The following is a 13,580-nucleotide window of genomic DNA, read 5'->3' on the forward strand; positions in this document are numbered from 1 at the left end:
TATAGTTAAATGTGGTTTTCTTAACTTTTGATATCATTAATGGAATTACTTGATTGCCTTCCAAGGTTTATTTTGTTTAATCAGTTTGATCAGTCGTATTTTAGCTTGAGGGGTTAATGATGATGCCTTAATAAAAGCTATGGCTAGATCGCTGTTCTGGGGGGCATTTTTCCCTATATAGAATACTTCGGCAAGAGTGATAAAGTCTTTATTTAAATAGGTGATAATGATGTCGTTATCTTTTAGTTTATCAAGTTGCTGTCTGGCTCGGTTGTCATCTGGAATTGCAGATAATAAACTGTATGCTAACAGATAGTGGGGTTGTCCATATTTTTTGTCTGTCAGGTATTTCGCAAGCTCAGTGATTGCAACGGTAAATCCCTGTTGGGCACTGATCATAAGGTATTTTTTGGCTTCTGAATGGTGGCGATCTTTAAACGTGCCATCCAATATTTTTTGGGCAAGCATGCATAGGCAATAGTTATCGAATAATTCTACACCCTTTTGAAGATGACGTAGAGCATCGTCGTTATTGCCAGATGCTAGTTTAAGTCGTGCAAGTTTGAATAGGCAGTGTGTTGATTTGAAGTCGGCGCCATGTTTGTATAAAGCCAGCCCCAGATCTGTGTCACCAATCTGTTCGTAGTAAAAATCAGCAAGGATATCAATGGCTGTAGGACTCTTTGTTTTTTCGAATAAGGCAAATAAAGCTTGTGCCGGAACAAGATGAGACGATTCATCGGAACGATAGAGTTGTTTCTTATAGGATTCTATTAATTGTTCGGTTTGATCAGGAGATGGGGATGTTGACATTCTAAGATGCAGGTTATCCGGAAGTTTTTCTGGTGATGTTTGTAGTATTTCTAGAGCAAAAGATAAGTTTATTTTAAGTAAAGAGCAAATAATGAGTTTTAATAATAACATTAAAATCCTCCATTTTTTAATATTAACATCTTATTGTAAAATAATGTTCTTAATTAAATCAAAACAAATATGAAATGAAAAAGGCAACCCCATGAAGAATGGAATCGCCTTAAAAATGTTTTGTCAGCTTGTTTTTATGCTGTTTGGATACGTTTACTTTGGATTCCTTTATCGTGGCTAAAACGAATTGCTTCAATGTTCTTAAGGTCTAAGTCCACCCTATAGACGGATTGCTGTAGTTCAAGATATGTTCCCTTATATCCTTTCTTTTCATCTATAATAAGCATGTTTATTATGTCAGAAACCGGGAATGTCATATGAAAATCACCATTTTCATCAAGGGTGACAGGCTGATTATTGAGAGTTATTGGGACGATTCTGTTTTTTGGAGTATACTCAAAACGCAATGTTGCGCTCCAAAATATATTAGGCATAGTAAGTCTGACAACAACGTTTTGGGGGAGGGTTTGGGACCCTATCCGTGTATTTAATTCAGTTGACACATACTTGTCTTCATCACAAAAACTGAGTCGAATTGGGTGTGTAAACTCTGTTGGGGTGAATAGGTATTCAATTTTCCCAGAACCCCATAAGCGAATAGCCCCAACATTCGATAAAATATCTTCATTGAGATGGTTTTTTGATGTTGCTGTATATCCAACTATTTGGCCGTTTGGATATAAATACGCGTCATTTCTATAAACTCGGTTTACTTGTATTTTTATGGGCAATGGAAACCATTTAAGTGCTACAGGTTGTAGCTCTAAGAAACTAACGTCATAGCTTTGGCCATTTATTTTATTGTAAAAGGTCTTCTTGAATCCTCTTGTATCATTTGAAACAACTATATTCATTTCTGCTAGACGTGGTTCTCTGCCTAATCCATAACTATTCTCATAACCACCCTCTGGACTAACCTCTTTTTCTAAGTGAATAACAAGAGGTTGAGTGTGAAAATAGCTAGAGGTTTCATGAGTTGTGACTTGTACATTTACCCTAGGTGTTGTTTGACGTAATTGATGTAAATCATTAAGGCTTACATAGGAATAAACTTGATTAAAAATATCTTGTGGTAAGCTATCTAATCTCGATGTACTTGTGGATGTCGCATTATCGGTGGCATGTAGAGATGACAATATGAAAGATATTGCAAATATAGTTTTGATTAAATGCATAGTTCTGTATTCTATTTGTTAATAATAAAATTTATATATGTTTTACTGCTTTTTTTTCAATGCTTATTTAGGAGTGTACTCTAGGCAAAATTGGTGTTATAGCTATTCCATTTGAACTTGGAGGTTTGTCACATCGTTGCCTGTGTACTCATGATACACATCGCTTCTTGTTGCTGCTTTTAAACTCAATTTGAAAAACTATATATTAAAAAATCCCCCATATTCGGGGGATTTTATTTGAATTGAAAAGCTTAGTGTTTTGTTTTGATTTTATCACGAAGATCAATCATCTCACCCATGCCTTCGGAATAGCGCTTGTGCATTAGGTCAAAGATCTCTTTTTGTGAATTAGCAAGAGTTTGGGCAACATTTGAGCCGTGGGACATTGCTTTTTCCATTTGAGATTTGACATGACCTGCATGGTTTGTCATTGCTTCTTTAGATGCAGGCGGGTGAGCCATAGTATCTTTCATAATGGATGAAAAATCTTCGAATGTTTGCTTTACATACTGTGATTGAAGTTGTGCGATTGATTTCATAACTTCCACAGCCATACGGTTTGCCTCTGTTAATGCTTCCATATTTTTACGATGACTCATCATCATACTCTCCTTATCCATGTTACCTGTCATTTTCTGAGACATGTCTTTCATCATGTCTTGCATAGATTGAAATGGATTTTGTGACATGTCGTCTTCTCCCCTTAAATCCTCTAACTAATAATCCCATGATCACACTATAGTCGTCAATATACTAAGGATTCGTTAATTAATATGGAATTTTTATTATAATTCTCAAGCCTTGGCTTGGGGAATCATCTAAAATCATATCGCCCCCATGGCCATTTATAATGTCCTTTGCGATGCTAAGGCCTAGGCCAACACCGCCGGAATCTAAGTTGCGAGAACTATCAATTCGATAAAATGGTCTGAAAACATTTTCTCGTTCATTTTCCGGAATACCTGGCCCATTATCATCAATAATAATCTTAACATAGTTAGAATCAGCATTAACATTAATGTTTACTGCTGAGGCATAACGGTTGGCGTTTAACAAAAGATTTGTCAGGCATCTTTTAAAAAGTTCTTGTTTAATATGAATGTCAACGTCTAAGTCTCCTTCCAAAGTTACATTTAAGGGGAGATGACGAATATTACTAAGGACTGATTGTAAAAGCTCGTTCATATGGATTGCAGATAACTCTTCTTGACCGACACCTTTGGCAAAATCAAGAAATCCTTGAACCATGTTTTGCATTTCATCGACATCATGTTGAAGGTCTTTTGTATCGTCAGTTTTTGGCATCATAGCGAGTTGAAGCTTCATCCGAGCAAGGGGGGTTCTTAAATCATGAGATACACCTGCTAGCATATCTGTTCGTTCTTGAATGTGACGTTTTAGGCGATCACGCATTATCATAAAAGCAAGGCCGGCTTTGCGAACTTCGGTGGCGCCTTCGGGACGAAAATTTACTTCCATGCCGCGACCAAAATTCTCCGCAGCATTTGCTAAGCGTCGAATAGGGCGAATCTGGTTGCGCATAAAGAGAGATGCTACAATAAAAAGGAGGAGGGCAGACAGGGCTGTCCAGATAATAACAAGATGTGTTGTTCTGCTGTATAGTCGTTTCCGCGGTGTATCAATCATAATCACCCCTCTGGAATGAGGGATTTCGACGTGAATGTGGTCTTCAAAAATTCTGAGGAAATAGAGGTGATTCAAGCGAACATCAAGTTGAGTCAGCATATATTGATAAAGCCACTTATCTTTAAAGGCGCCATACCTCATGACCTTTCCTTGCGGATTGAGGGTCACCGTAAAATCAAAGTTTTTTTTAGCCAAGGCTGAGATTTTTTCTATGGGGATATTATTGTCAACTAAATCACAAACCATTTGCATGTCGCCGGCGATTCCTCTGGCTAGGGAGTCAAGAATAGCATCAGTGTGTCGTTCAAAAAATATGTAGCTTAAGATAACTTGAACGACAATAAGGGGCGTCATCAAAATGATGATTGATCGTGCAAAAAGGCTCTTTGGCATAAAATTTTTCAGATACCGAAAGGGATGGCGTATTACTGATCGGGACATAGGGCATATCCTATATGACGAATTGTTTGAATGTATCGAGGATGCTTTGAATCATCCAAAAGTTTTTTTCTAAGGCGCGTAATCTGAACATCAACTGCCCGATCGGTCACGCGATGACCGATTCTTTGAGCGAGGTCTTCTCTTGAAAATGGCTGTCTGGGCGCTTGTGCCATTGTGCGCAGTAAAATAATTTCTGTTGATGATAGGAAAATTGGGTCTTCCCCGCTCTTGAGCACACCTGTTTCGAGATTGAATTCCAAGGTTCCGAACGGGAGTGTAGAAGTAAGGGAGGGTGATGGAACTTTTGCCTGACGTCTTAGGATGGCACGCATGCGTGCTAAAAGTTCGGCAGGGTCAAATGGTTTCTGTAGATAATCATCGCCACCGCTATCAAGGCCATGGATACGATCTTCAACTGTATCTTTGGCCGTGAGGAATAAGATGGGAATAAGATTTCCTGATTCTCTTAAGGATTGCGTTAATTCTATTCCTGTTTCTCCCGGCATCATGATATCCAAGACGATCATGTCAAAAGACTGAGCTGCGAGATGAGACCGAGCTTCGGGGGCGGATGCAGCACTTTCAACACGATAACCCGACTCCGTGATAAATTTTGATATTAATTCGCGCAATCGGCGATCATCATCAACAACTAAAATCCGTGAATTTGATTCACTCATTCTTAACAGCCCTCGATTTAAGCTATATATATATGCTATACTTATTTCAAGTTTAACCGATAATAGGCGTTGTGAAAATGCAAGAATTTGATTTGATTGTTGTTGGGGCTGGTCCCGGTGGATATGTTGCTGCTATTCGAGCGGCTCAATTAGGATTGAAAACAGCAATAGTTGAGCGTGAACATCTAGGGGGTGTTTGTTTGAACTGGGGGTGTATTCCGACAAAAGCTTTGCTGCGTTCAGCTGAGGTAAAGCATTTAATTGACCATGCCGAAGAATTTGGGATTAAGGTAGCTAAACCGGAAGTTATGCTCGATAAAGTGGTGGAACGGTCACGTAAGGTATCGTCACAGTTGGCTGGTGGAATCAAACACCTTATGAAAAAGAATAAAGTTACTGTTTTCGAAGGGCATGGGACATTAAAAGGTAAGGGAATTCTATCTGTTAAGTTAAATGACGGAAAAACCGAAGACCTAAAAGCAAAGCATACTATTATTGCAACTGGGGCGAGGGCACGCACATTGCCACACCTTGACGCGGATGGGGAGATCGTTTGGACGGCGCGTCATGCGATGGTTCCAAAAGCAATGCCAAAATCACTCGTAATTGTTGGGTCTGGCGCCATTGGTATTGAGTTTGCAAGTTTTTATAAAACAATGGGTGTTGATGTAACAGTGGTTGAAATGATTGATCGCATTCTTCCGCAAGAAGATCCCGAAATTTCAGGTTTGGCACTCAAGGCATTTGAAAAGCAAGGAATGAAGTTTAAACTATCATCCACTGTTGAAAAACTTGAAAAGACAAAAAACGGTGCTAAGGTTACCGTTAAAACGCCTAAGGGAACTGAAGTTCTAGAAGCGTCGAATGTGATTCTTGCCATTGGTATTATCGGTAATACGGAAAATCTTGGCCTTGAAAACACTAAAGCCAAAGTTGAAAAAAATCAAATTCGGACAAATGAATGGTGTGAAACGGCTGAGTCGGGACTTTATGCCATTGGTGATGTGGCCGGTGCGCCATGGTTAGCCCATAAGGCAAGTCATGAAGCTATCATCTGCGTTGAAAAAATTGCGGGTGTGAAAGATGTGCATCCTCTTGATAAGTCTAAGATTCCGGGATGTACTTATAGTTTGCCACAGGTTGCCAGCATTGGCATGACTGAGGAAAAAGCCAAAGCTGCTGGATTTGACATCAAAATCGGTCGCTTTCCCTATGTTGGAAACGGAAAAGCCATTGCTTTGGGCGATGCTGAAGGGTTGGTTAAGACCATCTTTAATGCTAAGACGGGGGAATTGTTAGGGGCACATATGATTGGTGCTGAAGTTACTGAATTAATCCAAGGTTTTGGTATTGCTAAGACATTAGAGACAACCGAGGCTGAACTAATGCACACAGTGTTTCCGCATCCAACATTATCTGAAATGATGCACGAGTCTGTCTTGTCTGCTTATGGCCGTGCAATCCATTTTTAGGGAGGTTTAAATGACTGCTTCTTCCATTCAACGCAAGCCTGATTGGATTCGGGTCAAGGCACCGGTGTCTCAGGGATACCGTGAGACTGCTGAGTTAATGAAAGGCTTAAAACTTAATACTGTGTGTCAAGAAGCAGCTTGTCCTAATATTGGCGAATGCTGGGAAAAAAAGCACGCCACGGTTATGATTTTAGGGGATACCTGTACGCGCGCATGCACGTTTTGTAATGTGAAGACAGGGCGTCCGGATTTACTGGATCCCCATGAACCGGAACGAGTCGCAGAAGCTGTTGCTAAAATGGGGCTATCCCATGTTGTTATTACCTCTGTCGATCGTGATGATCTGGATGACGGCGGAGCAGATCATTTTGCCCGAGTCATTCGCCAAATTCGTCTGTTTTCACCGGGGACAACCATTGAGATTTTAACCCCGGACTTCCAACGTAAGGACGGTGCTGTTGAGAAAATTGTCGAAGCCAGGCCTGACGTTTATAACCATAACCTTGAGACTGTTCCAAGGTTATATTCAGAAGTTCGCCCGGGCGCACGTTATTTCCATTCTTTAAGATTGCTTGAAAAAGTCAAAGAGATTGATCCGTCTATTTTTACCAAATCTGGTATTATGGTTGGGTTGGGTGAGACAAAACCTGAAATTTATCAGGTTATGGACGACCTGAGAGCTGCCAATGTTGATTTTATGACAATTGGTCAATATCTTCAGCCTACCCCCAAGCATCATCCTGTATTAGGGTATATTACGCCTGATGAATTCGATACTTATGCAACGATGGCGCGAGGGAAGGGGTTTTTGATGGTATCATCATCACCATTGACTCGATCATCCTACCATGCAGGTGATGATTTTGCGCGGTTAAAAGCAGCACGAGAAGAAAAATTAAGGGGTTAATCATTAAGTAACGAATATACCTTCATTATAGAATTATCATTTTATTTTATTTGAGTTTTATAATGAGGATTTTTGCTTGTATTATGTCAGCTTCTTTGTTGAATGCTGCTGAAATTCCTTTGGAATCTAACGACGAAGCTTTAGCTTTGGCTCTTGCTTTTGAGGAGGGAGGAGATCTAGAGCCTTCTTCAAAAGCATTACCGTTTATTAGTGAACCCCAAGATATTGAAAAAATTAGTTTAGTTGCTGAAGGATTACGAAAAGTATTTGTCTCGCATGGGAATGTTCATGCCGGTGATCAATTTGTTCCCCAGCATATACCGGCTATTTTAACGATAGCAAAAAAATTGGTTAGTAAGTGTGATTCTGACATCAATAACCTGTCCGGTAAAAACCTTGTTCAAGTATCGGAAAGCCTTATCCTCATGACTAATCTTTACGATTATGTCTTGGACGGTTATTGTTATGAAAAAACACCAAAAACCCTGAGTGATATACAGGGAATAATAACAGCTCAATTTTTACGATCATCTCGTGAGGTTGGGAGTTATGCTTCAGGGCAGGGAACTCAGGTTTGGGCTGTAACCATCGCTTTAGCCTTAAACTTACTTAATGATCCGTCTGTAAAAGATGAAGTAAAGTATACACTTATTCACCATTTAGTTGATCAATCGATTGAGGGGATGATCACGCAAGGCGGGTGTATCCAAGGATTTGTCAACCGTGGTTTTATTGCTTTGATGAATATTTTGTCTTACTATTTATAACGTGCGTGAAGGATTTTAGTTCTCACGGATAATTCGTAATATTTAGTAAATATTTTCTATAATATTTGTTATAATGTGATTATCTTAATATGAAATCACTTTAATAGCGGCTAAGACTAATGTTATTCAAAAAAATTAATGTAACCACCTTTATTTTTACTTTATTATATACAGTTTCATTGGCGGCTGAAGATCAAGAGCGGGGTGTCCCCCATCTTGATCTCCTTGCTGTTAACTCATCGCTAATCCCAACTCCCCCTGTAACGGCTCGTACAAGAGCAGAGCATGAAAAAGTCTATTCTGAATTTTACCAATTATTAGGTTCAGAGCAATTTATTGAGGAACTGAGTGATGTTGTTAAGCAAGGTTCATTGGCGAGTACTTTATTTAGACCTAATGAAAATGGGAATGGGGTAGATTTATTTTTTGCTGTTATTGACGATGTTAGCAAAGGAAAATCTAATGCGAAAGTCCGGTTCAGTGTGCAGAAAAATATTGTTGATAGACTCCATAATATTTGGGAGACGATGGAGTGCACATCAACGGTTTTCATAGCAAAAACAATAAAAAGTATCGCTGAAATCATAGCTGAGGCACGTTCTGGTAACACAGAGAGATATATTCATGCGAGTAGTTATATTGATGGGGCAATTAAAAACCTACTGACATTTATCGAGTTTTTAGAGAGATATAAAGGTTTTATTAGCGGCCTAATGCGATCACAAAAAGAGATATATTTATTACTTGCGAGTAAAAAGACGCTAACACCTTCTGAAATAAATAGACCAACGAGTATTTCAAATCGGGTTTCTCAATGTGATTTTTCTGTCGAGCGTCTCCTTCGTGAATTTAAAGATCAAGTTAATCAAGTCTATTTATTAAGAAATTTACTTCCGCAGGTTCAAGTTGAGGCTGAAAAACTGTTTCTTGAGTTAAGAGGCGGTTCTCCTATGAGTTCAGATGGGCATGAAATGTCTAGGTCAAGAGGTCGCTCTGCTTCAGTTGTTGATAGTCGATCTGTGTATGATTTCTTTAGCGATAGCCCTCGGTCAACATCCTCTGCACCACAAAATCTGATGGTCTACCCCCGTACAAGTGCTCCAACATCACCGCGTACTAATGATTCAACATCACCGCGTACCGGTATAAAAATATCATCTTCGCCGACATCTCCTCGTGGTGGTACATCATCACCTAGACCAACTAGAGAGCGCAGTAAGACAAGAGATATAATTATGTTTAATCCTTCTGTTGCAGAACAATAAGCGATTAGTATCAAATTAACTATTTGATAATACATTAGTTATCGTGTAATTTTTACTATGTAAAGTAATATATGGTAAAACAAAATGATAATAACTAAAACAATACTTGCGTTAAGTATGAGTTTTTGTTTTGCAAGTGATGATGTGGGCGATGCAAAACCAAACTTTGTTCCGAGACTAAATCTGGCTATTTCCGTTGCGCCGTCAACTCATGTTTCGTCCCCAATGACAAGTCGTTCGTTAGATGAGCATAAAAAACAATACTCATTATTTTATAGGCTACTCAACGTTTCCGAATTCATAACCAAATTAAGGGAGGCGACGAATCATGGTTCATTGCCAAGTACTCTTTTCCGCCCGGATCCTAATGGTGAGAGTGTTAATCGATTTTTAAAAATAGTTGAGATAATTAGAACCCAAGGCTTAAAATCTGACCAAAAATTATCTGAGAAAAGCGATATCATGCAAAATTTACTCGAGGTATTTGGTGTGATAGATTCTACGGCAGAAGTTTTTATACCAAAGGCTCTGGAGGCTTGTGCAAAGTTTATTAAAGAAGCTCGTGATGATGATGATAGAGATCGTTATATGACTGCGAGCGGATATCTTAATGGAACAATAGAAAACTTAAAGAATTTCATTTCTTATTTAGATATTTACGGTTCGTTTATTCGTGATTTAATGCGATCACAAAAAGAGTTATTTTTGCTCTTGGCGAGTCAAGAAAAATTATCTGAAACAGAAATAGAGAATACAGATAGTATTTTTTATAGAGTTTCTCAGTGTGATTTTGCAATAGACCGAATTCAGCGTAAATTTAAGGAACAACTTGCAGAAGCATATGGTTTGAAAGTATTGATTCCTCAGGCAAAAATTGAAGGAGAACAGATATTGGAGAAGTTGCTTAGTCGGTCTCGAGCAAAAGAAAGTTCTCCTGTCGCTGAATCATCATCAGCGACGACAACCTCGGCAGATTTATCCTCAACACCAAGGCGTCGTGGATTATCTCTTTTGGGGCGCGTTAAATCTAAGCGGGAGCTTTTGGATGGCAAAGAAAGTGGTAAAGATCATATAACAAGAGAGCCATCTAGTGATAGTGTTGTTGCCTCGTCAGAATCTTCGGGATCGGCTTCTCCGAAGACGCCTCGAGGGCGAAGCAAGGCAAAAGATAAAACGACACAAAAGTCTGAATAATCAAAGTTCAGCTGTTGCATCAATAAGCCAAGCTGCGGTATCGGGATCAAGGTGGGGGAGTAATGTCTCTCTTACCTTGATATGATAGGCATTCAGCCACTGCCACTCAGCAGAGGTCAAGATTGTTTCGTCAATAAGGCGCCGATCCATGGGAGCTAGGGTTAAGGTTTCAAAACACAACATATCTCGTTCATAATGTGTTTGTGTTTTTTGAACTGCAACCAGATTTTCAATGCGGATCCCGTAGTGCCCATTTTTATAATAACCAGGTTCATTAGATAGAATCATTCCCGGTTTTAGAGCCGTGGCATTCCCTGCTTTTGAAATGCGTTGAGGGCCTTCGTGGACATTTAAATAGTGTCCGACGCCATGGCCGGTTCCATGATCATAGTCAAGTCCGTGTTGCCATAAGTGAAAACGCGCTAGAACATCTAGCTGTGATCCTGTTGTGCCAGCTGGAAACTGTGACATAGCAAGGGTAATGTGTCCTTTAAGAACGAGAGTGTAATTTGTCTTTTGTTCGATGGTCGGCTCGCCTAAAGTGATTGTTCTTGTAACATCTGTTGTCCCATCAAGATACTGTCCACCAGAATCAATTAACAATAAGTTCTGGCCTAATTGTTTTGCTGATTCGTCAGTTGCTCTGTAATGGACAATGGCTCCATGATCGGCATACCCGGAAATTGTCGGAAAACTGGGGCCTTGGTAGAGATCGTTTTCTTGTCGAAATTCTTCAAGTTTAGTGGCGACTGTAATTTCATTATGATCTTCTAGGTTTTCTGCATCCAGCCAACATAAGAATTTTGTTAATGCCACACCGTCCCGTAAATGAGCAGCACGGATGCCATCAAGCTCAGTTGATGATTTACATGCTTTAAGTAATATGATGGGATCGGGTTTTAAAATGCCCTTATCCTTAATCAACTGATGGATATATACAGGCGTAATTTCAGGATCTAAAATAATCGATTCAAATTTTAACATTACATCAGAGAGTTGCTCTATGGGGTGAATTTGAACCCGATTACCAAAGTAAAGAAGTATGGACGGGGAGATCTTAGTTGGATCGCAGAAAACATGAATACCTTTACCTTTTTCGATAAGGCCAAACCAGTCAACTAATGGGGTGAATGGAAAATCGGATCCGCGACAATTAAGAGCCCAACACAGATTATCTGGTGCCATAACCAATAGTGCATCAGTCTTGAGTTTCTCAAGTTCTTCGTAAATCAAGCCTAGTTTTTCAGCTAGAGTTTGTCCTGAGTACCTCTCATCATGTAAAACGACGGGGGTTGTTGGGCGAAGAGGGCGGTCTGTCCATAAAAGATCTATAGGGTTATTTATCGGTGTCAGGGTTAATTGAGTGTTCGTTTGCCAGCGTGCATAATCTTTTACTGACATGAGCCACGGGTCATATCCGATTGTGATATCGCCGTATTTAGAGACATAAGAATAGGGAGATTGTTCCATCAGAGGAATAATCTTGATGGCTGGATCAGTTACTTGTTGTTCAGCTTGTAAGGTATAACGTCCATCTACGAAAAGAGCCACATGATCTTGCAAAACAAGGGCTATGCCAGCAGATCCTGTGAATCCGGTAAGCCAAGCAAGGCGCTCATCAGCTTCAACTACATATTCACCTTGATAGCGGTCAGATCGAGGGACAATAAAACAATCTAGATTGAGGTCTTTGAGTAATTTCTGTAAACTTTCGATCTTTGTCATGGGATCCTGTTAGAATAATATGGCGGTTGCGAGTCCTAAGAATACTGAAAACCCAACAACATCCGTTGTTGTTGACATAATTGGTCCTGCGCTAATAGCGGGATCCAGATTAACCCGGTTTAAGATATAGGGGATAAAAGCACCTGCGAATCCTGACCAAATAAAGTTAAAAATCAAGGCAATCCCAATGATTAGCCCGATCTTTATATTCCCTGTCCAAGCAACGGTAATACTTGCTAAAATAATAGCCAAAGCTGCTCCGTTTAAGGCTGCGATGCCGATTTCACGTTTGATTGACCCCACGATATGTCCAACGCGCAAGTTATACATGGATAGCATTCGAACGGTGACGGTTAATGTCTGCATTCCCGCATTACCTCCCATCGAGGCGACAATCGGCATCAAGAAAGCAAGGACAACAAACTGATCGAGAGCCTTTTCAAAGTGTGCAATAACGCTTGAGGCGATCAAACAATTAATCAAACTGATGAATAGCCACCGAAATCGGCTGAGACTCGCCTGAATTATGTTGCTGTAAAGAGAAGCTTCTTCGGTAACACCACCGAGTTTCAAAATGTCATCGCTAGCTTCTTCTTGGATAACGTCGATAATATCGTCAACTGTGATCATTCCGACAATGCTGCCGTTAACCTCTAGGACGGGCATAGAGCTCAAGCCATATCGTTTAAAGATATAGGCAACTTCTTCTTGGTCCAAATCAACAGGGACAGATTTGACATCCTCGTTCATGACTTTTGAGACAGATGTTCGGCGAGGGTGGCGTAAGATCCAGCTTAAAGGAATTTCACCAACGAGTTTATTATCGTCGTCAACGACATAAATATCATAAAAATGTTCTGGGATATTCTCAATATCTTCAAGAGAATCAATAATTTGTCCCAAAGTCCATGTTGGTCCGCATAAGACAACTTCGCGTTGCATCAAGCGACCTGCGGAATATTCCGGATAGCTTAGGGTTTTTTCAAGTGTAATTCTTTCTTCGATCGGTATCGCTTCAAGAACTTCACGTTTTCTATCTTCTTCGAGATCTTCAAGAATGAGGGCTGCATCGTCGCTTTCGACTTCGGTAATCGCTGCTGCGACTTCTTCTGTTGTAAAGAGCGGGAGAATTGATTCACGAATAGAATCTTCAAGGAAGGTTAGAGTTTCACCCGAGATTTTATCATGGAGAAATTCAACAAGTTTTAGACGTTTGTGTGCTGGAAACTGTTGAATAATATCTGCCATGTCGGCCGGGTGAAGTTCTTGAGTAAGAGATAAAACCTCGACATAGTCCTCATCATCAAAAGCTTGTTCAACAACTGATGCAAGATCAGGTTCTTTTTCAATGACTTCTGGTTGGATGTCGAGGTTTTCTTCCAC

Annotated in this window: 12 protein-coding genes; 5 read left to right on the forward strand and 7 right to left on the reverse strand. The window is 39.9% G+C overall.

Annotated features, from left to right (window positions below; genetic code table 11):
* Positions 1-45: 45 nt before the first annotated feature.
* The 5 genes from KF820_06460 to KF820_06480 form a co-directional block, all read right to left on the reverse strand.
* Complete coding sequence (locus KF820_06460; GenBank protein MBX3457977.1) at positions 46-924, reverse strand: hypothetical protein; 879 nt, start codon at positions 922-924, stop codon at positions 46-48.
* A gap of 134 nt (positions 925-1,058) precedes the next feature.
* Positions 1,059-2,099: a hypothetical protein gene (locus KF820_06465; GenBank protein ID MBX3457978.1), complete on the reverse strand. Its 1,041-nt coding sequence runs from the start codon at positions 2,097-2,099 to the stop codon at positions 1,059-1,061.
* 251 nt (positions 2,100-2,350) lie between these two features.
* Complete coding sequence (locus KF820_06470; GenBank protein MBX3457979.1) at positions 2,351-2,788, reverse strand: phasin family protein; 438 nt, start codon at positions 2,786-2,788, stop codon at positions 2,351-2,353.
* Positions 2,789-2,867: 79 nt separating this feature from the next.
* Positions 2,868-4,139 (reverse strand): HAMP domain-containing protein, encoded by a 1,272-nt coding sequence (locus KF820_06475; GenBank protein ID MBX3457980.1) that lies wholly within the window; start codon positions 4,137-4,139, stop codon positions 2,868-2,870.
* A 32-nt stretch (positions 4,140-4,171) separates the two neighbouring features.
* Positions 4,172-4,867 carry a response regulator gene (locus KF820_06480; protein ID MBX3457981.1) on the reverse strand — a complete coding sequence of 232 codons (696 nt, stop codon included), beginning with the start codon at positions 4,865-4,867 and terminating at the stop codon, positions 4,172-4,174.
* 77 nt (positions 4,868-4,944) lie between these two features.
* On the opposite strand from KF820_06480, the gene lpdA reads away from it, so the two are divergent.
* The 5 genes from lpdA to KF820_06505 all read left to right on the forward strand — a co-directional run bounded on the left by lpdA (position 4,945) and on the right by KF820_06505 (position 10,472).
* Positions 4,945-6,339 carry a dihydrolipoyl dehydrogenase gene (lpdA, locus tag KF820_06485; protein ID MBX3457982.1) on the forward strand — a complete coding sequence of 465 codons (1,395 nt, stop codon included), beginning with the start codon at positions 4,945-4,947 and terminating at the stop codon, positions 6,337-6,339.
* A 10-nt stretch (positions 6,340-6,349) separates the two neighbouring features.
* Positions 6,350-7,246 (forward strand): lipoyl synthase, encoded by an 897-nt coding sequence (lipA, locus tag KF820_06490; GenBank protein MBX3457983.1) that lies wholly within the window; start codon positions 6,350-6,352, stop codon positions 7,244-7,246.
* Positions 7,247-7,308: 62 nt separating this feature from the next.
* Positions 7,309-8,013 carry a hypothetical protein gene (locus KF820_06495; protein ID MBX3457984.1) on the forward strand — a complete coding sequence of 235 codons (705 nt, stop codon included), beginning with the start codon at positions 7,309-7,311 and terminating at the stop codon, positions 8,011-8,013.
* A 119-nt stretch (positions 8,014-8,132) separates the two neighbouring features.
* Positions 8,133-9,278, forward strand: a complete 1,146-nt coding sequence (locus tag KF820_06500; protein ID MBX3457985.1) for a hypothetical protein — start codon at positions 8,133-8,135, stop codon at positions 9,276-9,278.
* 117 nt (positions 9,279-9,395) lie between these two features.
* A complete protein-coding gene (locus tag KF820_06505; protein ID MBX3457986.1) occupies positions 9,396-10,472 on the forward strand; it encodes a hypothetical protein in 1,077 nt (358 codons plus the stop codon).
* Here KF820_06505 and KF820_06510 read toward each other — a convergent pair whose 3' ends face one another.
* Both KF820_06510 and mgtE read right to left on the reverse strand, forming a co-directional pair.
* On the reverse strand, positions 10,473-12,197 hold the full coding sequence (locus KF820_06510; GenBank protein MBX3457987.1) for an aminopeptidase P family protein: 1,725 nt from the start codon (positions 12,195-12,197) through the stop codon (positions 10,473-10,475).
* A 9-nt stretch (positions 12,198-12,206) separates the two neighbouring features.
* A complete protein-coding gene (gene mgtE, locus KF820_06515; protein MBX3457988.1) occupies positions 12,207-13,580 on the reverse strand; it encodes a magnesium transporter in 1,374 nt (457 codons plus the stop codon).

The sequence above is a fragment of the Candidatus Paracaedibacteraceae bacterium genome (assembly GCA_019636055.1).
Classification (GTDB): Bacteria; Pseudomonadota; Alphaproteobacteria; order Paracaedibacterales; family Paracaedibacteraceae; genus Paracaedibacter.